This is a genomic window from Tenacibaculum sp. M341, from assembly GCF_004337695.1.
Lineage (GTDB): Bacteria > Bacteroidota > Bacteroidia > Flavobacteriales > Flavobacteriaceae > Polaribacter.
In genome coordinates this window covers 211673-234730 of record NZ_SJXJ01000003.1, presented here as the reverse complement: position 1 = coordinate 234730, position 23058 = coordinate 211673, and the positions used below count along the sequence as shown (strand labels likewise).

General features: G+C 30.1%; 27 protein-coding genes and 1 tRNA gene. 10 read left to right on the top strand and 18 right to left on the bottom strand.

Features of this window, described 5'->3' with window-relative positions:
- The first annotated feature begins 356 nt into the window (after nt 1-356).
- From EYW44_RS04635 to EYW44_RS04590, 10 genes are read left to right on the top strand one after another with little or no spacing between them, the layout of a single operon-like run.
- On the top strand, nt 357-1760 hold the full coding sequence (locus tag EYW44_RS04635; protein WP_132722507.1) for an arginine decarboxylase: 1404 nt from the start codon (nt 357-359) through the stop codon (nt 1758-1760).
- A complete protein-coding gene (gene speB, locus EYW44_RS04630; protein ID WP_132722506.1) occupies nt 1747-2694 on the top strand; it encodes an agmatinase in 948 nt (315 codons plus the stop codon). The genes EYW44_RS04635 and speB overlap by 14 nt, the downstream gene beginning before the upstream one ends.
- A gap of 27 nt (nt 2695-2721) precedes the next feature.
- Nucleotides 2722-3702: a deoxyhypusine synthase family protein gene (locus EYW44_RS04625; protein ID WP_132722505.1), complete on the top strand. Its 981-nt coding sequence runs from the start codon at nt 2722-2724 to the stop codon at nt 3700-3702.
- 4 nt (nt 3703-3706) lie between these two features.
- Nucleotides 3707-3979: a hypothetical protein gene (locus tag EYW44_RS04620; RefSeq protein ID WP_132722504.1), complete on the top strand. Its 273-nt coding sequence runs from the start codon at nt 3707-3709 to the stop codon at nt 3977-3979.
- An 11-nt stretch (nt 3980-3990) separates the two neighbouring features.
- Entirely contained in the window at nt 3991-4251 is a 261-nt protein-coding gene (locus EYW44_RS04615; RefSeq protein ID WP_132722503.1) for a hypothetical protein, read from the top strand.
- 2 nt (nt 4252-4253) lie between these two features.
- The gene (locus tag EYW44_RS04610) at nt 4254-4664 is read left to right on the top strand and encodes a VOC family protein (RefSeq protein WP_132722502.1); all 411 of its coding nucleotides are present in this window, start codon (nt 4254-4256) and stop codon (nt 4662-4664) included.
- 47 nt (nt 4665-4711) lie between these two features.
- On the top strand, nt 4712-5014 hold the full coding sequence (locus tag EYW44_RS04605) for a hypothetical protein (RefSeq protein WP_132722501.1): 303 nt from the start codon (nt 4712-4714) through the stop codon (nt 5012-5014).
- A 38-nt stretch (nt 5015-5052) separates the two neighbouring features.
- The gene (locus EYW44_RS04600; RefSeq protein WP_132722500.1) at nt 5053-5475 is read left to right on the top strand and encodes a TerB family tellurite resistance protein; all 423 of its coding nucleotides are present in this window, start codon (nt 5053-5055) and stop codon (nt 5473-5475) included.
- Between the two features lie 35 nt (nt 5476-5510).
- Nucleotides 5511-6935, top strand: a complete 1425-nt coding sequence (locus EYW44_RS04595) for a hypothetical protein (RefSeq protein WP_132722499.1) — start codon at nt 5511-5513, stop codon at nt 6933-6935.
- Complete coding sequence (locus EYW44_RS04590) at nt 6935-7903, top strand: succinylglutamate desuccinylase/aspartoacylase family protein (protein WP_132722498.1); 969 nt, start codon at nt 6935-6937, stop codon at nt 7901-7903. The genes EYW44_RS04595 and EYW44_RS04590 overlap by 1 nt, the downstream gene beginning before the upstream one ends.
- A gap of 56 nt (nt 7904-7959) precedes the next feature.
- Here the strand turns inward: EYW44_RS04590 and EYW44_RS04585 are convergent.
- From EYW44_RS04585 to EYW44_RS04500, 18 genes are all read right to left on the bottom strand, one after another.
- Nucleotides 7960-8032 (bottom strand) — tRNA-Met (locus tag EYW44_RS04585).
- Between the two features lie 111 nt (nt 8033-8143).
- Nucleotides 8144-8719, bottom strand: a complete 576-nt coding sequence (locus tag EYW44_RS04580) for a phosphatase PAP2 family protein (protein ID WP_132722497.1) — start codon at nt 8717-8719, stop codon at nt 8144-8146.
- Between the two features lie 209 nt (nt 8720-8928).
- Entirely contained in the window at nt 8929-10005 is a 1077-nt protein-coding gene (locus EYW44_RS04575) for a hypothetical protein (RefSeq protein WP_132722496.1), read from the bottom strand.
- Nucleotides 10005-10505 (bottom strand): hypothetical protein, encoded by a 501-nt coding sequence (locus EYW44_RS04570; RefSeq protein WP_132722495.1) that lies wholly within the window; start codon nt 10503-10505, stop codon nt 10005-10007. The genes EYW44_RS04575 and EYW44_RS04570 overlap by 1 nt, the downstream gene beginning before the upstream one ends.
- On the bottom strand, nt 10495-11376 hold the full coding sequence (locus tag EYW44_RS04565; protein WP_132722494.1) for a nucleotidyltransferase: 882 nt from the start codon (nt 11374-11376) through the stop codon (nt 10495-10497). Before EYW44_RS04565 ends, EYW44_RS04570 begins: the two co-directional genes overlap by 11 nt.
- 49 nt (nt 11377-11425) lie before the next feature.
- Entirely contained in the window at nt 11426-13009 is a 1584-nt protein-coding gene (locus EYW44_RS04560; protein ID WP_132722493.1) for a hypothetical protein, read from the bottom strand.
- 7 nt (nt 13010-13016) lie between these two features.
- A complete protein-coding gene (locus EYW44_RS04555; protein ID WP_132722492.1) occupies nt 13017-15260 on the bottom strand; it encodes a hypothetical protein in 2244 nt (747 codons plus the stop codon).
- A 12-nt stretch (nt 15261-15272) separates the two neighbouring features.
- Nucleotides 15273-16604 (bottom strand): hypothetical protein, encoded by a 1332-nt coding sequence (locus tag EYW44_RS04550; protein WP_132722491.1) that lies wholly within the window; start codon nt 16602-16604, stop codon nt 15273-15275.
- 2 nt (nt 16605-16606) lie between these two features.
- Nucleotides 16607-17647, bottom strand: coding sequence for a hypothetical protein (locus tag EYW44_RS04545; RefSeq protein WP_132722490.1), 1041 nt, complete (start codon nt 17645-17647; stop codon nt 16607-16609).
- A 36-nt stretch (nt 17648-17683) separates the two neighbouring features.
- Nucleotides 17684-18058, bottom strand: a complete 375-nt coding sequence (locus EYW44_RS04540) for a hypothetical protein (RefSeq protein WP_132722489.1) — start codon at nt 18056-18058, stop codon at nt 17684-17686.
- A 33-nt stretch (nt 18059-18091) separates the two neighbouring features.
- Nucleotides 18092-19042 (bottom strand): phage baseplate protein, encoded by a 951-nt coding sequence (locus tag EYW44_RS04535; RefSeq protein ID WP_132722488.1) that lies wholly within the window; start codon nt 19040-19042, stop codon nt 18092-18094.
- Nucleotides 19039-19506 (bottom strand): hypothetical protein, encoded by a 468-nt coding sequence (locus EYW44_RS04530; protein ID WP_132722487.1) that lies wholly within the window; start codon nt 19504-19506, stop codon nt 19039-19041. Before EYW44_RS04530 ends, EYW44_RS04535 begins: the two co-directional genes overlap by 4 nt.
- On the bottom strand, nt 19496-20344 hold the full coding sequence (locus EYW44_RS04525; protein ID WP_132722486.1) for a nucleotidyltransferase: 849 nt from the start codon (nt 20342-20344) through the stop codon (nt 19496-19498). Before EYW44_RS04525 ends, EYW44_RS04530 begins: the two co-directional genes overlap by 11 nt.
- Before the next feature lie 26 nt (nt 20345-20370).
- On the bottom strand, nt 20371-20787 hold the full coding sequence (locus EYW44_RS04520) for a hypothetical protein (RefSeq protein WP_132722485.1): 417 nt from the start codon (nt 20785-20787) through the stop codon (nt 20371-20373).
- Nucleotides 20788-20900: 113 nt separating this feature from the next.
- Nucleotides 20901-21218, bottom strand: coding sequence for a hypothetical protein (locus EYW44_RS04515; protein WP_132722484.1), 318 nt, complete (start codon nt 21216-21218; stop codon nt 20901-20903).
- A gap of 1 nt (nt 21219) precedes the next feature.
- A complete protein-coding gene (locus EYW44_RS04510) occupies nt 21220-21408 on the bottom strand; it encodes a hypothetical protein (protein ID WP_132722483.1) in 189 nt (62 codons plus the stop codon).
- 4 nt (nt 21409-21412) lie between these two features.
- Nucleotides 21413-21991, bottom strand: a complete 579-nt coding sequence (locus EYW44_RS04505) for a hypothetical protein (RefSeq protein WP_132722482.1) — start codon at nt 21989-21991, stop codon at nt 21413-21415.
- 2 nt (nt 21992-21993) lie between these two features.
- Complete coding sequence (locus EYW44_RS04500; protein WP_132722481.1) at nt 21994-23055, bottom strand: late control protein; 1062 nt, start codon at nt 23053-23055, stop codon at nt 21994-21996.
- Nucleotides 23056-23058: the final 3 nt, after the last annotated feature.

The window sequence follows — 23058 nt, the reverse complement described above, 5'->3', positions numbered from 1 at the left end:
ATTCAACAACAAACTCTTCTTTTTACTAATATTATTAACAAAAAAAAGAGGTAATATTCTTTTATATAAAAAAAAAGATTACATTTGATTTACCTATGGTAAAATAAAATGTTACGTTTTGCTTATTTCGAAAACAATTTTTACAGGAAGATAAAAAATTGTTTAGTGTTTTGGAAACACAACGAAAAAATTAAGGTTTCTTCCAATCTTTTAATTTTAGACATACTTCAAAATCTTCGTTTAAGGGGTGTGTACTTACAACTTTTAGTTTAGTTTTTCATTTTCAATTTGGGTTATAACAAACCTAGCTATCAGATAGCTATAGAGTTTGCTTTCTATAATTTTTATTGAAAAAAATGAATACAAAATATAAAGATTTAATTGAACAAACTTTTGATTTTCCTCAAGAGGAGTTCTATACTGAAAATGGAAATTTATTTTTCCATGATATTGATATTGTAGAGGAGCTTATTAATAAATACGGAACTCCCCTAAAATTCACGTATCTACCTAAAATTTCTGAAAACATTCGTAAAACAAAAGAGTGGTTTAACAAATCTATTAAAAAGCATAACTACAAAGGTAGTTATAACTACTCCTATTGTACTAAAAGCTCTCATTTTAAATATGTTTTAAATGAAACTTTAAAAAATGACATTCATTTAGAGACTTCATCTGCTTTTGACATAGACATTGTTAAATCTCTAAAAAAAGAAGGAAAATTAAATAATCATACCTTCATTTTATGCAATGGTTTTAAAAGAGATCAATACATTTCAAATATTGTAGACTTGATTGAGGAAGGATACAAAAACTGTATCCCTATTATAGATAATTATGAAGAACTTGATTTATTATTAGATGAAACCAATAAAAAATTTAAAGTAGGCATACGTATTGCATCTGAAGAAGAACCTAAATTTGAGTTTTATACAAGTAGACTAGGTATTGGTTATAAAAATATCGTTTCTTTTTACGAAAGAGAAATAGCCAACAATCCTCAAGTTGAACTCAAAATGCTACATTTTTTTATAAATACAGGTATAAAAGATAATGCATATTACTGGAATGAACTTTTAAAATGTTTAAAAGTATACGTTAGTCTAAAAAAAATCTGTCCTAGCTTAAACAGTTTAAATATTGGTGGTGGATTTCCTATTAAAAATTCATTAGCATTTGATTATGATTATCAATATATGATTGATGAAATTATCAATCAAATTCAAACTGCATGCACACAAGCAAATGTAGATACTCCAAATATTTTTACTGAGTTTGGAAGCTTTACCGTTGGTGAAAGTAGTGGAGCTATTTATGAAGTTTTATATCAAAAAAAACAAAATGATCGTGAAAAATGGAACATGATTAATTCTTCATTCATTACCACTTTGCCAGATAGCTGGGCTATCAACAAACGCTTTATAATGCTTCCTATAAATAAATGGAATAACCAATATGAGCGTGTCCTTCTTGGTGGATTAACCTGTGATAGTGACGATTACTATAATTCAGAGCAACATGTTAATGCCATTTATTTACCTGTTTATGATAAAGACTCTCCTTTATACATAGGTTTTTTTAATACTGGAGCTTACCAAGAGTCTATTGGTGGTTTTGGAGGATTACAACATTGTCTAATTCCACACCCTAAACACATTTTGATCCAAAAAGACAAAAACGGAAAAATAAACACTGAAATATTTAAAGAACAACAAAAAAGTAAAGAATTACTATCAATATTAGGATATGAAAGCGAATAGAACTTATGCAGGAATTTCAGAACAATTCAGTAAAGTAGATACTTCTAAAATAGTTTTAATACCTGTTCCATATGATGGAACAAGTACTTGGCAAAAAGGAGCTGATAAAGGTCCAAATGCTTTTTTAGAAGCTTCTGAAAATATGGAACTCTATGATATTGAAACTAAATCTGAAGTATATAAAGAAGGAATTTATTTAGCCGAAGCTATTACCGAAAACAGATCTTCTGGAGCTATGGTTGATTCTGTTCATCAAACCACAAAACAATACATTAATAGAAATAAGTTTGTAACTCTTATTGGTGGAGAGCACTCAATATCAATTGGTAGTATTAGAGCCTTTAATGAATGTTTTGATAACTTAACGGTGTTACATATTGATGCACATGCTGATTTACGTAAAGAATATGATGAAACTCCATACAATCATGCTTGTGCTATGTATGAAGCTAATCAAAATACAAATTTAGTTCAGGTTGGTATCCGAAGTATGGATATTTCTGAAACCAGAGTTATGAACGAAGAAAAAGTTTTTTTCGCCCATGAAATGGCTACTAATGAGTACTGGATAGATGAAGTTATTGATTTATTAACAGATAATGTATTTATTTCATTTGATTTAGACGCTTTTGACCCTTCTATTTTACCTAGTACAGGTACTCCTGAACCAGGAGGATTATTTTGGTATGAAACCTTAGATTTTTTACGCCGAATTTTTGAAGAAAAAAATGTAGTAGGCTTTGATATTGTTGAATTATGCCCTAATGAACATGAAAAATCTTCAGACTTCTTAGCCGCTAAACTATACTACAAAATGTTAAGCTATAAATTTTATTCAATTGATAGTAATGATGATTTTAATGAAGATGATCAAAACGATAATGAGTCTCCATTTAGCAGACTTAACAAGTTTAAAGATGAATTAGAAGACTAATCTATATCTATTAAAAACGAAAGCTACATGATAAACGTAAATAACCACCCAATATCTGAATTTTTAGAAAAATACTTTTTACACTTTAACGCAGCTTCTTTAGTTGATGCAGCTAAAGAGTATGAAAATCAATTAGAACAAGGATCTAAAATGCTTGTTTCTTTAGCAGGTGCAATGAGTACAGCTGAACTAGGTAAAATTTTTGCAGAAGTAATAAGACAAGATAAAGTCCATATAATCTCTTGTACTGGTGCCAATCTTGAAGAAGATATTATGAATTTGGTAGCCCACTCACAATACAAAAGAGTACCAAACTACCGCGATTTAACCCCACAAGATGAATGGGATTTATTGCTTAAAGGACTTAATAGAGTAACTGACACTTGTATTCCTGAAGAAGAAGCCTTTAGAAGATTACAAAAACATATTTATAAAATTTGGAAAGATGCTGAAGATAATAACGAACGTTTCTTTCCTCATGAATTTATGTACAAACTATTATTATCTGGTGTATTAGAACAATATTACGAGATTGATATCAAAAACTCATGGATGTATGCTGCGGCCAAAAAAAACCTACCTATTGTAGTACCTGGATGGGAAGACTCTACAATGGGAAATATTTTTGCTTCATATGTTATGAAAGGAGAGTTAAAAGCTTCAACCATGAAATCTGGTATTGAGTATATGACTTTTTTGGCTGATTGGTATACAGAGAATTCTGGAAACGGAATAGGCTTTTTTCAAATAGGTGGTGGTATCGCAGGAGATTTCCCTATATGTGTTGTTCCAATGTTATATCAAGATTTAGAAAGAGAAGACACTCCTTTTTGGAGTTATTTCTGTCAAATTTCTGACTCAACAACAAGTTATGGATCTTATTCAGGCGCTGTACCTAATGAAAAAATTACTTGGGGAAAACTAGATATAGATACTCCAAAGTTTGTTATAGAAAGTGATGCTACAATTGTTGCTCCTTTAATTTTCGCATACTTATTAAAAATGTAACCTTATGAAACGTATTATAGTTGATTATGATAAGTTAACGTCGAATATCTTAAACTTATTAGTTGCAAAATATCCTGATGGATATGATTATGATGATATTATTTCTTTTCAAAATTCAGAAGGAAAAACTATTAGTGCCGTAGAAGTAAGAACTATTGACACTATTTATTTAGTTAAAATAAGCAGAAAACTGGAAGACACTATGGATCAATTCATTGAAGATGAAAACTCTTTTGACGACAATGATTTTGATAATTTTAATGATACTAATTTTTAATAATTTTTACTATGAATTATTATAGAGCAGAGCAATCAGTTACCTCAACTGGTACTTACAAAGGATACACAAATGGTTATTTCATTTTTAAATTAGATAATAATGATATAATCGATTTTGAAGAAATTAACAAAATGATCTTGGTCAAATTTGACCTAAAGTCTGATAGTTTAAAAGGTAAAAAGTTTGAAATAGAGTATAAAGAAATCTTTGACGATTTAGATGATGAAGATTTTATAGTACTAAAACTAGAAAAATTAACACTGTTATAATTATGAGCACAAAATTTCATATATCATTACCTTGTAAAGACCTCAACAAAACAATAAAGTTTTACACTGAAGAACTTGGTTTAGAAATTGGCAGAAAAACTAATAATTGGGCAGACATTAACTTATTTAGTCATCAAATAACTTTTGTTACCTCTGATAAATTTGATTTTCAATACCCTATGTATTCTTTAGAAAAAGACCAACTTCCTTCTTTTCATTTTGGAGTTATACTTGAAAATGATGAATGGGAAAAAACATATGATAGAATTAATAAATGGTCTTTTGATACTATCATTAAAAAAACATTTTTTGAAGATAAAAAAGGAGAACAAAGTTCTTTTTTTATAAAAGATCCAAACAATTACTTTTTAGAATTTAAAACCTTCAAAAAACGTAATGAAATTTTCATGTAACCTTTAAATAAATTAAGAGTTTAGTTTTAATTATAAAAAAATCATTTATGAAAACAATTCTTGTAGGTATATTCTTTATTATGTTTCTCAATTTCTCTAAACAAGAAGAAATTAAAACTCTTTCTGCCTCTTTTGATGGGTACGAACAAGATGTTTATTATTTCTCTCATGATGATAACATTTATAATTTTGAAGGCATTGAGCCCGAAGTACTAAACTCTTTTGATTTAAAAGATGAAAGCCACATCGGTAAAAGCTTTATTATTTCTTATAAAGAAAAGGAAATTACTATTGATGATGAACAAATATATCTAGCATGGATAATAACTGAATTAAAACTAACCGAGTAGAACATCAAAAGATAACTCCTATCCTATAACATAAATATATGTCAATATTAGATTTATTTGAGTCAAATGAGCATAGAAACGGTATTGCTCATTTTGCTGCCATAGTACATATAGCCACTCTTGATGTATTAATGGATGAACATGAAGAACATGTTATTAATGCTTTTGCTACTGCTTTAAACATTAACAATGAAGAGTATAAAGACATAATGCACAACCACAGTAAATATGCTCTTGAAACTGTTCATAATACAACTAAAAGATTATACATATTATATGATTTATTTAAAAGCATTTCTTCTAACAAAGAAATTAACAACCTTGAAATAGAAGCTGTAATTATATATGCAGTAGAACTAGGTTATTCTGTTAAAAAAGCGCAAGAAATTATTGAAAAGTCAATTGACCTTTTTAAAGAAGAAATTAGTTTTAACAACTATCAAAATATAATTGAAAATTAAAAAATTACCATAAACAGTTTAAGAAAACTATATAAATGGACAAAAAAATAAGGACTATTTCCCCAAATACCTTTGAACCTGAAAACCATTGGTATGAAAAATCTTTAAATGCTACCATACATCCTATGGTTAGCTATTTTTTAAACCTATCTAGCGATAGAATTATAAAAAGATACTGCCATTTAAATCCTAAAGTAAATTCAGAAGATTTAAAAGAAATATTAAGTTATAAACCTAAACATTATCATTTATCTGGCGCAGATTTATTACATGTTACCACTGAACATGGAAAGCGTCAAATGGTTATTATAGAAAACAACTCTTGTCCATCTGGACAAAAGTCTATGCCTCTGTTAAACGAATTTAAAGAGCAAGGTGGTTATAGACAATTTATGGAGCATACTATAAAGCCATTGATCAAAAAGAAGGCTAACAACAATATAGCTGTTATTTATGATAAAAATTATATGGAAGCCTCTGGTTATGCTCATGCTATGGCAGATATGCTTGATAAAAAAGTATTTCTTGTTCCCTATTATAATAATTTAGATAAAAGTCATATTGATATTTCGGGAGAATACATTCAACTTAAAGTAAATGATAAATGGATCCAATTAGATTTAGTGTTTAGATACCTAACCCAAAAACCATGGAATAGATTACCTATTTTCTCCAAAACAAAAATTATCAATCCTACTATAGTTTGCTTAGCAGGTGGAAGAAATAAATTAATTGCCTCTAAAGCATACTCTTTTTACAATGCAGAGCTATCAGAAAAAAATCTTAAAATTATAACTCCTCATACCATTTGGGATGTTAATAAAAATGAAATTCCTTTATGGATTAGTAATATGGGAGGCAAAGCCGTTGTTAAAATCCCATATAGTAATGCTGGACAAGGTGTTTTCACTATTGTTAATGAGGAAGAGTTAGATAATTTTATGAAAATGGACTTTGATTATGATAAATTTATTGTACAAAGTTTAGTCGGTAATTATAATTGGAGTTCCACAACTTCTGAAGGAAAATATTATCATGTCGGTACCATGCCCAATAACAAAGGTCTATCATATGTTTTAGATTTTAGAATGATGATACATGCTACCAAAAACGGCTACAAACCCATATCTATTTATTCTAGAAGAGCTAAACTACCTTTAAAAAACACCTTAGATGAAGGCAAAGCTTCATGGGACATACTTGGAACTAATTTATCATACAAAAAAGAAAATGGAGATTGGGGTTCTGACACTAACAGACTTCTCCTTATGGAAAGAAAAGAGTTTAATAACTTGGGTATTGGTCTTGATGATTTAGTAGAAGCATACATTCAAACCGTTTTAACCTCTATAGCTATAGATAAAATGGCTATTAAATTATTAAGTAAAAAAGGAACGTTTAAACGTAAACTTTTTAAATCTTTAAATGATGATGAATTACTAATAAAAGAAATTTTATAATGGCTAAATTTCAAAAGATTCCAATTATTAAAAGGATAAAATTAAATGATTACAAAAGCAATACACTATCATATCGTTGGCTACATTTAGTTTCTAATGGAATTGCTCAACCCATTTATATTCCTATAATCATTGGTAAAGGCATTAAAGATGGACCTGTTTTAGGACTTACAGCTGTAGTACACGGTAATGAACTAAATGGAATGTCTGTTATTCAACGTTTATTCAACTCTATTAATTTAGAAAAACTATCTGGTACTATAATAGGTATTCCTGTCGTAAATGTTCCTTCTATTTTAGTAAATGAACGTCGTTTTATTGATGGAGTAGATTTAAATAGAATAATGCCAGGAGACAAAGATGGTAATAGAAGTAAAGTTTACGCTAGTAGAGTAATTAACCGAATTATCAAGAATTTCGATTTTCTTTTAGATTTACATACCGCTAGTTTTGGAAGAATTAATTCATATTATGTTAGAGCTGATTTATCTTCTAAAATAGCTAAGCAGTTAGCACTAATTCAAAACCCACAAATCATTCTTAACGCCCCTCCTAAAGATGGAACCCTCAGAGGTGCTGCTGCTGATTTAGGTATTGATGCTATCACTATTGAAGTTGGTGATCCTGATAAATTTCAAAAAGGCATGATTCACTCTAGCCTAACTGGAGTATATAACACCTTATCTTTTTTAAAAATGTATGATGACACTATAGAAAAAGCTGAAAAAAATGCCATCATTTGTAAAAAATCATATTGGATTTATAGTCATGTAGGTGGTATTATTCAAGTACATGTTGAACTCACTCAAAAACTAAAAAAAGGAGAATTAATAGCTACAATTAGAGATGTTTTTGGCAACATTTTAAAAGAATATATTGCACCTGAAAATGGAATTGTAATTGGTAAAAGCACTAATCCAATTGGACAAACAGGTAGTAGACTTATACATTTAGGTATTTTAAAATAAACCTTTAATTTCATAAAACAAAAAAGACTTCATAAATTATGAAGTCTTTTCTTTAGTAGCGGGAACAGGACTCGAACCTGTGACCTTCGGGTTATGAGCCCGACGAGCTGCCTACTGCTCTATCCCGCGATATTGGACGGCAAATATACAACCTTTCTTCTAACTACAAAAACATTTTAGAAGAAATTATTTCAAGATTCTTTTTAAACCCTGATTTTCAAAAACTTTAAATATTGTTAATTAATTAAAACTGTAGGTTACTCCAAAAGTTGGAGTATTTTCTAGTAGTCCAGAAGTTAATTTTAACTTCTTTTCAGGATCGTAGGGTTTTGTAAAAATATAACTCATGCCAACACCTAGTATAGCTCCGGCAATTACATCCCATTCATCATGGTTGTTTGATTCTATTCTTGAATACCCAACATAGCTAGCCAAAGCATACGCAGGTATTCCGTATTTCCAACCATATCTTTTTTGAATAAAAGCAGCACTACCAAATGCTACCGCTGTATGCCCAGAAGGAAAACTGTTTGTACTTACACCATTAGGTCGTTCTTTTTCAACTATAAATTTCAATCCGTAAGTTACTGCTATAGTACCTACCAAAGATTTTGTAAACTGTAAAGCTCCTTTCTGACCATCATCCCATATAAAACCAGATGCTAAGGCAAATGCAGGCATTGATACCACTAATACGTCTCCTGTAGTTTGATGAAATTTTTCTGAAGATGTTAAAGTTACTTGTGAAAACGAATATTGAATGCTTACTAATAATAAAAGCGTAGTGATTAATATGGTGATTTTCTGTTCTCGCATCTAAATTTCTATCTTAACAAATTAAAAGCATTAAATTATTCCCACTGAATGGAATACATAACCACAAAATACGAATTTAAGTATACAATTGTTTTTTTTTATAAAAAAGTGATATCCTTACCTATTCAAGCCTTTCTATTTCATCAATAAAAAATCCCGCAACTAATGTTACAGGATTTTTATTTACCATAAATTGGTGGTATACATGATTAACTTGCAAAACCAACGTACTTTATTAATGCTATTACTTTATAAAAAGGTCTATTTTCATGTGATTGTCCTCCTCCTTTTGATTGAGTTGTAAACGTATGAGAATGACTTCCTGCACCGTCTGTTCTAAACGAATGTTTATGACTTCCACCTGAATTGGTTGTAAAACTATGCGTATGAGATCCGGCACTGTAAGTTGTAAATGTATGCGAGTGACTTCCTTCTGAAGTTGTTCTAACATACCTATCAATACCTCCAGTATGCCCACCCCATTCATCTGTACTATAATCTACATTTCTTGGTGTTTCATGATCATCATTAGGAACACCATGCGTATGAGCCCCATTAGTGGTAGTTCTACCTCCATGCGTATGACTTCCTCCACTTGCAGTACCTCCTGTATGTGTGTGACTTCCTGTAGTTGATGTATCACCTGTATGTGTATGACTACCTATTGTACTGGTAGTACCAGAGTGATTGTGAGAAGGAATTTGTGCTTCTGTTAAAGTAACACTATTAGCTCCTCCTTGCTTTAAAATCTGATTATAATCCGGATTTGAAGCATCATAAATTACAGGAAACGAACCCGATAATATTTCACATAATTCCCATCCTTCTGGAATATCTTCTATAGCTCCAACATAAGGCAATCGAATATCTTTGAAAAAAGTAGTAAACATTTCATGAGCAACTCCATGAATAAATGGTTTTAATTGAGAAAACGCAAAAGACACTGTTCCACTATTACCGAACTCAGCGTAGCGCCTAACATATGCCGATTTACTATCTCCCAATCCATCTCCATCATCATCTGCTAAGTATGTTACCTCTTCTTTTGTTTCTATGATTGTTACTTGTGGTTGTATTGCACCTCCTTTAAAAGGCAAAACCTCTCCTTGATACACAATCATTCCATCGGTAGCATTGCTACCTTGTATAGCTACCCCCGATAATATATATGTATCACTTCCTCCTAAAGCAGTAAGGGTTGCTGCCATTTGAGACTGACCTTGTAAAAAGTCAAGTGTTTCTGTTGATAACGGAAAACCTCCGTCAAATAAATCTAGTCTGTTCATTATGCTTGAATTATGTCGTATGTTTTGCTTGCTAATTTGTAATAGTTAATCAATGATTTGATTCTTATACCTACCTCATCAGATATGTTTACATCTGTAGGAAAAACCACTACAAAATCTACATCTTTAAAAGCGAGATCGGTACCACTAAAAATATATTGAGTATTTAGGTAAACATCTTTTTCTACAATATGAGGATATACATATGTTGGAGTATTAAAAAGTCCATCTGTAATATAAATTCGTCTTAAATCTTTATCAAAACGATCATTCAAAACTTTTTGCAAATACACTACTTGTCCATTATGATTAAGCTTATAAAGTGTATTCTTGTAAAACTCTAAAAATGACTCTCCTGAATTTAAGTTTTTATATAACTCTGTTAGTGGTTTAATTAATGCCTTTAAATAACTTGTTATTTTTATCTTCCTTTTAAAAGTTGGTAATAACAAACTTATCTGCTTGTTAAAATCAATATTATATATTCTCCTAACTAACATCTCTTGGTATCCATTTAATAGTTAAATCATCGTCATCTATTTTCATATGTCCTGCATCAGATCGATACGTTTCATCAATTAAATTCCAATCTTGTTGTTTACCAAATTTGTAATACGCAGCTTTAATTACCGGCATTTCAATACCTTTTACTTTTTGAAGTTGATCTGTCAACTTCGTTAACACAAGCTCTCCATTAAACTCAAACTCTTTTAAGTATTGTCGCAATTTATTCTGCAAAGGCTCGCCGTCTTTACCATCTAGCCTAGCTCCATTTGCATCAATTTCTAACGGATTGTAATATGCATCAATTTCTAACCTCAACGAATCTGCATCTCTATTTACCACTACTACTTTTACTCCTGCATCTCTTATCAATTTTATATACTGAAGTAACGCAGCTTCCTCTGCATCAGACAATTTCTCTCTAATCCCATCTTTTTCTCCTGCTACTTTTATATATAATATTGAATTGATTTCAATTACAGCCGCGTACTTTACCACTCTGGCTTTTGCTAATTCTAAAGGTGATAAATCATCTGTATTATCGTAATAATCTTTTTCGTTCAACTCATGACCAAACTGAAAGTTCAATACTTTTTGACGATACCAGCTTGGTTTGTGAGGCTTTAATAAACGCAACAGATCTTCAATTTCTTCTTTTAAAGTATCAAACAGCTTTTCAATAGTCCAAAAACTTACAGCAACAATGTAAACAAACATCCTCCATAAGGCTACTTTAGAGCTACTTGTTAAACTATCATTTAAACTTGATTTTTCATTATCGGTTAAAATATCTAATGTATTTAAGGATACATCAGAGTTAATTTGCTCGATAATACTTTCTTGTATTTCATTAATACTTCTTGCCATTTTTTATTTGATTTTTTTTGAAAAATGAAGGTTAATTAAGCGGCTGTTTTTATGATTCTAATGTTCCTTGAATTACATTTTCTAATGTGAAATACTCTATTCTAACAAGTAATTTCCCATTTAAATCTTTCACAACTTTTTTAGGATCCCCCACTAAATAAATACTATGTGTAAATTCTGTTTGATACTCTTCTAAATTAGGTCCTATCATATTTACGCCCATACTTATTATATAAGGTGAATTTGAATAATGCTGCCCTAAAACTCCTAAATTGATATTATGAAAATTATTAAAACTTGCTGAATTTTTATCTTTTGAAAACCCTAGAGATAAATCATATAAATAATCTGTAAAACCATTTGCATTTCCTACCAATGATACTTGCGTTGGAATGATTAAACTATTTTTAACTGGGTTTTGAAAAATTGGTACTGCTTTAATCTCTGTTTCTGTATCTGTATTAAAACCTCCTAAGTCAACCTCTGCAAATACTACCTGGCTACTGTTTGCATATTTTTGATCAGCATATTCTTTGGTAATAATAGATTTTGCTCCTCCTTTTTCTATCAAATCTTTAGTTGTAGACGGAACAGTAATTTGACCACTTTTTAAAATTGTTAATGCATCGCTTCTACTAGCATCCGAAACTCCATTACCAATGTTAAAAACTCTATCGGCTCCATCAAAACTTTCGGCAGATTTTGCTGTATAATTAGTACCGTAACTTCCGATAGCTGTTTCACTGTAAGAGTGTGCCGTATTTTCATGACCTGATGCATGTGATGCTACTCCTGATGCGGTAGTACTTTCACCTTGCGCATAGGCATATTTTCCGGTCGCACCATGTAAAGTTGAAGTTGCACTATTAAATGAAATATCAACAGCTCCTTGCCCAATGTCTCCATAATTATCTGCACTTTGCCCTGATAAACGCCAACCAGCATTTCCGTTTTCAACAACTCTTTCTAATCCAGTAGCTTGATTTAAATTTGATAATTTATCTTTTTCTTCATTTGTAAAATCATTTGACGATAAGCCTTTTCCATCTTCTTTATCAACTTTATTATCTATATTTTGATCAATTAAATCAAGCGTATCTTGTAATGTTTCTATATAGCTAATTGGTTGCGAACTTGGTGGTGTATAATTTTCTAAATCAGCTAATTTCTCTTTTTCTTCTAATGTAAAATTCTCATCTGTTAACTGCTTTAATCCATCCCTATCCATTTTACTTTCCAATAAGATTTGTAAACCTTCAATTTCTTCAATCTTATGAAAATCTGGATGCACGTAGTTCTCTAGCTCTTCTAATTTTTGTCTCAATTCTAAAGTGAAATTTTCATCAGAAAGATCTTTTCCAGATTGCTTTGTCACTTTTTCATTTAAAGCATCAATTAAGCCTTCGATAAAATTTAAAGGCATTGTATTTGGCAAAGCAAATCTTTGAATATTAGCCGTTATTCCATCAGAAAAAGTAAGAGATAAATTTCCGTTAGCGAATAATTTATAGCTTGTAATTATTTGTCCATCATCTTTATGATGAAAACTATCTATTAAGTTTGCGAACTGTGTTTCTGTTGGTTTATCTCCTGTTTGAAACCAACTTTTTAATATGTCTACACTTGCTTTCATTTTAATTTTATTTTATGGTATTAGTTATGCATGAATTACTATAAGTAGCCTGTGCTTCTTTTGTCCAACCTGATGGTATCGTAAAACCTTCATCATCTACTGTTATACAACTCAAATTCGGATTACTATGAGTTCTAAATTGAACTAAACCTGTGTTATTTCCGTTAGCAACATTTAAGCTTTGTAACTTATTATTAAAGCAATACAAATTCTCTAAAGAAGTATTACTGACTACATTTAAATTTGTTAGTTCATTATTCTGGCAGTACAAATATTTTAACAGTGTGTTTTTACGAACATCTAATGCTGTTAGACCATTATTATTACATGCCAATTGATCTAGCTTTATATTTTTTTCAATATTGATTTTTTCAAGTTGATTGACCGATACATTGAGATATGTAAGCTTCAAATTATTTTCTACGGCAACTTCATTCAACTGGTTATTAGAACAATTCAATTGAATTAACTCTAATAAAGTATTAACATCTATAGTTGTCAACTTATTTACATTACAAGTTAAATGCGACAATAAAGTATTTTGACTTACATCTAATGATTCTAGTAAATTAGAATTGCAATGCAACTGAGTTAACTTTGTGTTAGACCTTACATCTAAACTTGCTATTAGATTGTTTGCACAATGCAAATAAGTTAGGTTTTCATTACCCGAAACATTCAACTCTGGAATTTCATTTTGTTGAGATTGAATATGCGTTAACAACGTTTGATTATCTAGAGACAACTCTTTGATATTATTTCGATAACAATAAAGTTGTGTTAGTTTAAGATTATTTGAAACATCTAAAATCTCCAACTCATTGTCTCCAACATGAAGTAATGTTAGGTTTTCATTATTAGTAACATTTATAGACTTTAAATCATTATCATAACAATATAATCTACTTAGTCTAGGATTTAAACTAGCGTCAATCGTTTCAATTTTGTTATGTCCTGCATTAAAATCAAACAACAATGGATTGTTACTTAAATCTATCGATGTTAACTGATTATCATAACAAACTAACTTTTCTAAATTGATATTTTTACTTACATCAATAGAAGTCAAATTATTAATAGCACATCTAAAATTGTCTAGCTTTAAATTATTAGAGACATCAATAATCTCGAGTTTATTTTTTTCACAGTAAAAAAGTTCAAGCTCTTTATTTTTGCTAACATCAATACTGCTGATATTGTTAAAACCACATATCAAACGAACTAAATTCAGATTATTCTCAACATTTATTCTTTCTAATAAATTAGAACTTACATCGAGGTTTACAAGCTCTAAATTTGTACTTACATCAAAAGATTCTAGTTGATTTTTACCAACATAAAGTGTTGTTAATTTAGAATTCTCTTTAACACTAAATTCTCCTAAATTATTAGCACTACAATTTACAACAGCTAACTCTGGATTATTACTAACATCTAATTTTTCAATACTATTATTATAACAATGTAAATCTTTCAGCAATACATTTGTTGATACATTTAAACTGCTTAAATTATTTAGTGAACAATTAAGATTTAACAGCCCTAAACTTTTCTCTATATCTAGTTTTGCTATTCCTGTATTGTAACAAGCAAGAGATATCAGTTTTGTACTGTTAGACACATCTAGTACTTCTATTTGATTATTCCCACAATTTAAATGCTCTAATAAGGATAGTTTACTAATATCAAGACTTGTTAATTGATTATTGTAACAATATAGATTTATTAATGACGTATTTTTTTCTACGTCCAACACTTTAATTTGATTTGCCCCACAATGCAATTGATACAAAGCCGTATTATTAGCTACATTTAACTCTGTTAGTTGATTATTGTAACATAACAATTGAACCAACTCTTTGTTTTTATCAATATTTAATTTTTTAATCTGATTTACACCACATTGTAAATAGCGTAGTTTTTTAAAAAAGCTAACATCTAAATAAGTTAGATTTTTATTGTACAAATGAAAGTTTCCTGCAAAATAAGCAGTATTTACAGCATATAAATGAAACTCAAGTTCTTCTTTATTTTCATTAAAACTCAAATCTATTGAAGTATTGGAAGCGTCTAATTTTTCATCAAACACCTCTACTCCATTTGCATAAACTTTCAGCTTAGGATTTACAAAAGAATTATATTGAAATCCATGTACAAAACTACTACTATTGCTAGTTGTTGTGTAAACATGATTGTATCCTATTTCTTTATGTTTATTATTACTTAATATGTACCAATTCCAAAGATTCATATATTTTTTTTATTAAATCGGACAAGCATTACTATATGTTGCCGTAGCACTTTTAGACCAACCTGTAGGAGGAGTAAAAGTTTCATCATCAACCTGAATACAGGTTAAATCTGGGTTTTCTTCCGCTTGGAAAAGAGCTAAAGATTTGTTTTTACCATTCGCTACATTTAAACTTCTCAGTTTATTGTTATTACATTGAAAGCGAAGCAATTTTTTATTTTGACTTACATCTAATGAAGAAATTAGATTATTTGAGCAATTTAAATTAACTAAATCTGCATTTTCACTAATATTTAAAACTGTAAAAAAACTTCTCCTACAATCAAAATTCACTAATTTTTTATTCTGACTTAAATCAACAGAAGGAAACAAACTACTTGCACAGTATAAATAGAGCAACTCTGTATTCTTGCTTACATCTAAAGACAATAGCTTTGTTTTTTCACAGTACAATGTTGTTAATTCTATATTTTGACTTACATCAATATTTGATATTTCATTGTATGAAAAACGAAGATCTGTTAACTTCTTATTCAAACTCACATCTAAACTGGTTAACTTATTTTGTGTTGCCACCACTCTAACTAAATCAAGACTATTTTGAATGTTTAAACTTTCTATCTGGTTTTCATGACAAACAAGATTTACCATCTGCTCATTCAGCTCTAAACTCTTTATATTATTCTTGTAACAATCTAAATTTGTTAGCTTTTCATTTAAACTTACATCTAAGCTAGTTAGTTTATTTGCACTACATCTTAAGTTTATCAACCCTGCACATTTAGAAACATCTAAACTTGTTAGTTCATTTCCTACGCATGCAATAATTGTTAACTGATCGTTTAAAATTAAAGACCTTAAATTATTGTAATTGCAGTTTAAAACAACCAGTGTTGGAATTTCAGAAACATCTAAACTCTCAATCTGGTTGTAATCACAACTCATTACACTCAGTGTTTTATTTGTAAAAATGCTTTTTAAGCTGTTTTTATCACAATACAATCCTATTAAACTTTTAAAGAAACTAACATTTAAATAAGTCAAATCCTTTTCATTAAAGTTTAATATTCCTGCGTAAGTATCAATATTGGATGCATAAAAATGAAACTCTAACTCTTCATTATCTGTATTAAAACTTAAATCGACACTAAAATTTGAACTATCTAATTCTTCATTAAACACCTCTACTCCCTTAGCATAAATTTTCAATTTTGGATTTACAAATGCTGAAAAAACAAAACCATGAGAAAAACTTCCACTATTACTAGTAGTACTATACACATGATTAAATACTTCTCCTTTGAATTTATCTCTACTAAATATGTACCAACTCCAAAGATTCATAACTAGTAAAATGTGATGGTTTGATCTCCTTTTAACACTATAAGATGATCTCTAAAAATAATTTCTGAAAAGTCTTCTGGATTTGTTTTCCAACCGTCAGGAATAGTATAATTAACAACACTTCCATTTCTTGGAGATACACCCATACTATAATTTCCATCAGTAACATTAATAGAAAGACTTCTTAATGCATTTACAACAGAATTATCAAAAGTTGCATCAGTTGTAATACTCGCTACATCATAATCATTAAATTTTAAACCACTAGATGCAACTTTAATAACTTTAGTATCTTCATCAATAGTTACCCCTTCAAAAGTTAAGGTTTCAGAAGCTTCAGAAGCTGTAATCGTACTAACTCCATCTGTAATACTTCCAAATGTATTTACTGAAGTTAAACCTGCTAACTTTGTTTTTTCTTCATTTGTGAAATCGTTTGCAGACAATCCTTTTCCATCCTCTTTTTCTACTTTATTATCTATATTTTGCTCAATAACATCTAATGTATCTTGCAATGTTTCTATATAGCTAATTGGCTGAGAACTTGGAGGTGTATAATTTTCTAATTCTGCTAACTTTTCTTTTTCTTCTAAGGTAAAATTTTCATCTGTTAATTGCTTTAACCCATCTCTATCCATCTTACTTTCCAACAATATTTGAAGACCTTCTATTTCTTCTATTTGATGAAAATCAGGATGCACGTAATTCTCTAACTCTTCTAACTTTTGCTTTAACTCTAATGTGAAATTTTCATCAGAAAGATCTTTTCCTTGAGTTTTTGTTACCTTCTGATTTAAAGCATCTACTAAACCTTCAATAAAATTTAGAGGCATTGTATTTGGCAATGCAAATCTTTGAATATTAGCAGTTATACCATCAGAAAAAGTAAGTGATAAATTACCGTTTGAAAATAACTTGTAATTAGTTATTAATTGACCATCATCTTTGTGATGAAAGCTATCTATTAAATTTGAAAATTGACTTTCAGAAGGTTTATCTCCTGTTTGAAACCAGCTTTTTAAAATATCTACACTTGTTTTCATTATAATTTTTTTTGAAAGATTGTTATTTCTATTTCACTACCTATGAACGATGCCTGCTGAATCATTTCCTCCTGGTCTAACTAAAGTTAACTCACCTTCATTATTTTCAGTAACCTCAAAATTGTTATCAATTACCCAATAACCTATACCTTGAAGTCCATCAATAATATCAATCTCACTTTTTGTAAGACCTGTAGCAGGATGAATATCATTCTGAGAATAGTAATCTTTAATAGCAGTATCTTTTGTCAAACTTTCAGGAATTATTAGCGTATTCCCTACTTTTAAAACTTCTGTAGGCTCTAAATCATTTGCTTTAGCTATTGACAATGCATTAGAAGCGACACCTGTGGTTTCAATAGCAATATCAAACAGTGATTGATTATTACGAATTATTATTTGATTTTTCATAAACTTTATAGGTTGTTAATTCTTCTAATTGCATTATTGTATATACTGAATTGGAACCATTGTAATGTAAGGTGGTAAGTTATTATGTGCTCTTCCTCCACCTACATAATCTGTATAACCATGAGGCTTAAATGATTCATCATTATTACTTGTATTATTCACCAAATGATCTAAGATATTATTGGATCCATTTACAGAATCATTCACTATATTTTGCCTGTGCCTATGTCTTGGCATCTCATTAATAGTTAATGTATGAGTTTTAGCTCCTCCTCTTTTTCCTACAGAATTGAACTCCCATTGACTAGTATCTTTACCAACAATCATTCTACCAAGAATATTATCAGTTCCGTTTTGTCCATTTGCAATAAACCATTTTGGCGGTAAACTTGCATTTGTAACATCTCTACCAACCCACTTTACCTCTTTATGAATAGTTTGATTTTCAAGCTGTGTTACTCTATTCTCTAAAGCAGTAACCCTAATTTTAGTCGCAGCTAAATCAGTTTGTAAATTGGTAATTCTCGATCTATTAGCTTCAACATCATCGTCTACATTACTTATGTAGGTATTTGTGCTAGCTATATCATTATTAACATCCGCAAAAGACTGTTTAACCTGAACTAAATTATCTACTCTTTTAAAATCACTCCATGGATAAGTATCTAAACCAGTTCCAAACTCAACATATCTATTAAAATAAGTGTCTTTATTTTCTCCATCTTCAAATTCTACTTGAGTAACTTCTTCTTTAATAACTACAGATTGCTGCCTAACACCGCCTCTAAACTCAAATAACTCTCCATTCAAATAAATAATACCATCACTAATATTCTGTCCGTTCTGTACACAACCTTTAATAATGGTTTTATCTCCTGCTAAATCTCCAATTGCATTGAACATTCTGTAGGCTTCTTGCATTTCTTGAAACGTATTCGTTTCTAATGGAAACCCTATACTCTGTTGAAAATTTATATTGTTCATTTTTCTATTAAATTATATCGTTTTGTAGCCGCATTAAATCGATTGATAAATGCCCTTATTTCTATTTCTCCTTTTATTCTTTTTACTTCTGATGGAATTTCAACCATAAAATCCACACCAGTATCAGCGTACTGATCTCTCGAATTGATAAATATTTTACCAAAAAAAACTGGTCGTTGTTCAACTCTTGTGTACACATAGCGTCTAGCAAACTTATTTCCGTCTATAATATTTATTCTTCGCTGTGATTTATCATACGTATCATTTAGCGCTTTCCTTAAATAACACACCTGACTATTATGTGTTAAAAAAACTGCATCTTCTTTTCTTGCCTTTAAAAACTCATCATACAATTTGTTTATAGGCGTCATTAATACTTTTAAAAATGCTTGGATCTTTGGTTTTCTTAAATAGGTAGGTAACAATTGAATAGCCCACCTATTAAAATCAATTTTATACCACATATTTAATTGTATTAAATGATACTACTTCGTAATAACCACTCTCAGGAATTCGCTTTGAATTAATAGAAGAAGGAACACTATAGGTGTTTGTATTCGGATTAATCCAACTACTTTCAGCTGTTAAGATTTCAGCAATTTCTACTCCTTCAATTTGACGTAAGCGCAACTCTAAATCTTGTAAAACCAATTCTCCATCAAAAGGAAGCTCTTTTAAAAACTGTAAAATGGTTGATTCTACAGGTCTTGTTCCATCTCTTTTAAAAGTACCATCCAACTTAAACACTAATGGATCTACTTGTACTTTCATGTTTAAATACAACTTGTCTGGAGAAGAGTTAATCACCACAACTCTCGTACCTGCTATTTTTATATTATCAAAATACTTGACTCTAATAGCATCTGCTATCTCCTCTTCTACAGGTTTTAACACATTGTTTTTCTCGGTAGCTATTTTGATAATTACAGTACCTGGAGTATCTCCTTCGTTTACTGCAGCGTGTTTAATAATCTTAGACTCTTCAATCTCTTTAGCTGTAGCATTTCCATTATCAAATTTGTCACTTTCATCTAACAAATCGAAACCATCTTGATAGGCTAATGCTTTTCTTCTATACCAAGGTAACGTTCCATACTTTTCGTTTTTAATAGTAGCATTCACATCTTCTCTATGCGAGTCAAAATAAGCACGTAAGTCTACCGAACAAACGGCTATAATGTATAAGTATAAATCCCATATTGCCGATTTACTTTCACTACTTGGTAATTTTAAGCTTGATAATACAGTCTCATTTTTTAAAACAGAAAGCATTCTGTCTTTTATTTGTTGCACTGTGCTCATAATTATTTGTCTTTTAATTTTTTATACTAAAATGTTTTTCGCTTGATGTAATAAGACATTGCAAAAGAATTTAGCAATCGATACTTAATAAGATTCACATACTTTTTCTTTGGAACTAATTTTTTGCTCCAACGATAAAACTCTTCATTAGAAAACCTAAAAGCGTCTCTAATTGACCCAAAATTTTCTATTTCACTCACCTGTTCTGTCCATAAACGATGATGGATTAAAGCTGCTAAACATGAAGGTCCAAATGGATTTAAAACACATTTTAGCCAGCTAGGTTTTTCTGACAACTTCACCACATATCCTTCAGGAATTTCAAGTATTCTTCCATCAGATAGTATAACTTCAATTGTTTCGGTTACTATTAGATTATTTTGCGTTGCATTAAGATACGCCAAAGGTATCTTTGAAGGTTTCTCTAGATAACTAAGTTTCATTTTTTACTTTTATTTGATTGATTTAATGACGATATTAAGATTCGTTACCCAGTTATTTTTTACAATTAACTCATTTTAACTTAAATATAAACTCAAACAACACATACAATGATCTAGAAATCACTCTCGTGTGTATTTTTATATTTATTGAACTCATCTTTTAAATCGCGATATTTACTTTTCCATAAATCTAGATTTAACCTTAGTTGTTTAATTTCTGTTTCTAACTCATTAAACTTTTCATCATACCTCTTTTTCAAATCATCCAATGCTTCTTGATATAAATCCACTACTTGTTGTTGGTTTTGTGTTTCTGCTCTAGCAATCTCTTGTTTTCTTTTTTTCCTTTCAGTCCAAGCGCTAATAATACCACCAGCACCCAATAGATACCCAAGAATAATATCTATGTGATTAATTAAAAACTCTTTCATTTTACGTTATACTTATTACATTAATAGGGGTAGCTTGGTAACCAGTAGCAGTAATAGTCATACCTTTTACATAAGTATCTATTGCGTTTGCTAAATCTTTGGCTACTTTTTCATAATTATTTTCTGTATTATTTGATGGCGCTAGAATACTTTTTATTTGCGCTTCCAATCCTGCTTTATTTAAAGGCATAGTTTTACGATTTTAAAATGGTGTTTAACTTATCTTTAAGAGTACCCGTTACCGCTTGTTTAATTGCTGCAATTGCTCCAACATTTGGTGTTACTCCAATAGACACTACTATTTTACTGACCTCATCACATAGTTTTCCAAACTCTGCTTGCCATTCGTTTAAAACTTCTTTTAAACTCTCCTCTCCTTTTTTAATGGAGTATCCTTCATCTTCAATAGTAAACAGTACATTATCTGTTCCTTTTTTAATCGTATACCCGTCTTTGTCTATATGAAAGTGTGTTTCTTCAATATCTCCTTCAATACTTTCAACCTCACTTATGGCACTTACAAACAAAGCAGTATCATTATCGCCAATTCTACTTACTAAAACCGTAGTTTCTTCTTTAGGGTATTGCACTACTTTATTAGCATCGTTAATAACACTGGTAAGACGAACATTATCGTAATCAAAACCATCAGTATCTACAACTTCAATAGTTTTAGTTTCTTTATCTACTTTAGTAACTGTAGCAATAAATGTTTGAGGCTCTTTAGCTACTAAATGTTTAAAAGCATTTTGTAAATCTTTATCTCTACTCATATCTATCCAATTGTCTCTTTGGGTCTAATTACAGCCCCTAATTCAACTTTTCTTCTCGCTCCATTTTGCCCGAAAGTGGTAGTCACTTTCGGTACAAAATATCGGATTAAGTTTTCTTCATTATTTGCATTATTACTTCCTCCTCTTGAAGGATACCTAGTATCTGTTACAGTTACCCCCATTCCTCTTGTTACATGAGGAACAAAAAAGCCTGTTAAATTACCTCTATACCCTTCATATTTCAATTTCTCTAACTCTTCTTCCCCTCTTTCTTTGAGTTTATCTTTATCAGAAATATTATAAAAATGTAGCGTGCGTTGCTCTCCTTCTTGCTCTCCTATAATTACTTCTTCTCTTTGATTATCTTTCTTAACACCAATAACTTTCACATAAATTTCTACATCCTCTTCTTTCATATATTCCAAATCGTGACTTACTACATTTTTTTGCAAATGATAATTTGCCAATTCATCTGAAACATTGGTTCCCATTCTTAAACCAGCATACACTTCTCTAGCATCATTAACAAAAATTGAAAGTCCGTATTCGTCTTGAAGTTTTTTTAATGCTTGAGCTCCGTTTTTATCTTTTAAAGGAAGTGCATCAAAATTTATTTCTCCTGAATTTTTATCCAGTTTTATAGGAGGAATACCTTCTGGCAATTTTTGATTTGTTTCTGAAAGAATGAAATTAAGAACCTCTTTTAATGTGGTGTTTTTAAAGTTTTTATTGATTCTTGCTTTTCTAATAAAGTATAAAACATCTTCACACTCAATAGTAACAATATGGTTTTTAGGCTTTATACTTGTTACAAAACCAGTAAACTCTTCATTTTCAAAAACACCTTTGTAAGCTAAGGTGATACTAACAGGATCTCCTGCTTTTATAACATCTTCTAATTGCTTTCGTTCTTGTTCTTCTACTCCAGATTTAAACATAGCACTTGCCGGCATTTTTATAACCGCTGTATCAGAAAGTAAATCTACCGACTTCACTACCTGCACATTATGCACTCGTTTAAAAAGGTACTCTCCTATTTTTATTTTACAATCTAAAACAAACATTAC

Excerpts from the sequence above, each read along its gene's own strand:
- EYW44_RS04605 (WP_132722501.1), top strand. The coding sequence starts at position 4,712 with ATGAAAACAATTCTTGTAGGTATATTCTTTATTATGTTTCTCAATTTC.
- EYW44_RS04560 (WP_132722493.1), bottom strand. The coding sequence starts at position 13,009 with ATGAAAGCAAGTGTAGACATATTAAAAAGTTGGTTTCAAACAGGAGAT.
- EYW44_RS04575 (WP_132722496.1), bottom strand. The coding sequence starts at position 10,005 with ATGAACAGACTAGATTTATTTGACGGAGGTTTTCCGTTATCAACAGAA.
- EYW44_RS04555 (WP_132722492.1), bottom strand. The coding sequence starts at position 15,260 with ATGAATCTTTGGAATTGGTACATATTAAGTAATAATAAACATAAAGAA.
- EYW44_RS04590 (WP_132722498.1), top strand. The coding sequence starts at position 6,935 with ATGGCTAAATTTCAAAAGATTCCAATTATTAAAAGGATAAAATTAAAT.
- EYW44_RS04525 (WP_132722486.1), bottom strand. The coding sequence starts at position 20,344 with ATGAGCACAGTGCAACAAATAAAAGACAGAATGCTTTCTGTTTTAAAA.
- EYW44_RS04625 (WP_132722505.1), top strand. The coding sequence starts at position 2,722 with ATGATAAACGTAAATAACCACCCAATATCTGAATTTTTAGAAAAATAC.
- EYW44_RS04510 (WP_132722483.1), bottom strand. The coding sequence starts at position 21,408 with ATGCCTTTAAATAAAGCAGGATTGGAAGCGCAAATAAAAAGTATTCTA.
- EYW44_RS04515 (WP_132722484.1), bottom strand. The coding sequence starts at position 21,218 with ATGAAAGAGTTTTTAATTAATCACATAGATATTATTCTTGGGTATCTA.
- EYW44_RS04545 (WP_132722490.1), bottom strand. The coding sequence starts at position 17,647 with ATGAAAACAAGTGTAGATATTTTAAAAAGCTGGTTTCAAACAGGAGAT.
- EYW44_RS04615 (WP_132722503.1), top strand. The coding sequence starts at position 3,991 with ATGAATTATTATAGAGCAGAGCAATCAGTTACCTCAACTGGTACTTAC.
- EYW44_RS04570 (WP_132722495.1), bottom strand. The coding sequence starts at position 10,505 with ATGTTAGTTAGGAGAATATATAATATTGATTTTAACAAGCAGATAAGT.
- EYW44_RS04635 (WP_132722507.1), top strand. The coding sequence starts at position 357 with ATGAATACAAAATATAAAGATTTAATTGAACAAACTTTTGATTTTCCT.
- EYW44_RS04610 (WP_132722502.1), top strand. The coding sequence starts at position 4,254 with ATGAGCACAAAATTTCATATATCATTACCTTGTAAAGACCTCAACAAA.
- EYW44_RS04600 (WP_132722500.1), top strand. The coding sequence starts at position 5,053 with ATGTCAATATTAGATTTATTTGAGTCAAATGAGCATAGAAACGGTATT.
- EYW44_RS04505 (WP_132722482.1), bottom strand. The coding sequence starts at position 21,991 with ATGAGTAGAGATAAAGATTTACAAAATGCTTTTAAACATTTAGTAGCT.
- EYW44_RS04595 (WP_132722499.1), top strand. The coding sequence starts at position 5,511 with ATGGACAAAAAAATAAGGACTATTTCCCCAAATACCTTTGAACCTGAA.
- EYW44_RS04500 (WP_132722481.1), bottom strand. The coding sequence starts at position 23,055 with ATGTTTGTTTTAGATTGTAAAATAAAAATAGGAGAGTACCTTTTTAAA.
- EYW44_RS04580 (WP_132722497.1), bottom strand. The coding sequence starts at position 8,719 with ATGCGAGAACAGAAAATCACCATATTAATCACTACGCTTTTATTATTA.
- EYW44_RS04530 (WP_132722487.1), bottom strand. The coding sequence starts at position 19,506 with ATGTGGTATAAAATTGATTTTAATAGGTGGGCTATTCAATTGTTACCT.
- EYW44_RS04540 (WP_132722489.1), bottom strand. The coding sequence starts at position 18,058 with ATGAAAAATCAAATAATAATTCGTAATAATCAATCACTGTTTGATATT.
- EYW44_RS04550 (WP_132722491.1), bottom strand. The coding sequence starts at position 16,604 with ATGAATCTTTGGAGTTGGTACATATTTAGTAGAGATAAATTCAAAGGA.
- EYW44_RS04565 (WP_132722494.1), bottom strand. The coding sequence starts at position 11,376 with ATGGCAAGAAGTATTAATGAAATACAAGAAAGTATTATCGAGCAAATT.
- EYW44_RS04620 (WP_132722504.1), top strand. The coding sequence starts at position 3,707 with ATGAAACGTATTATAGTTGATTATGATAAGTTAACGTCGAATATCTTA.
- EYW44_RS04520 (WP_132722485.1), bottom strand. The coding sequence starts at position 20,787 with ATGAAACTTAGTTATCTAGAGAAACCTTCAAAGATACCTTTGGCGTAT.
- EYW44_RS04535 (WP_132722488.1), bottom strand. The coding sequence starts at position 19,042 with ATGAACAATATAAATTTTCAACAGAGTATAGGGTTTCCATTAGAAACG.
- speB (WP_132722506.1), top strand. The coding sequence starts at position 1,747 with ATGAAAGCGAATAGAACTTATGCAGGAATTTCAGAACAATTCAGTAAA.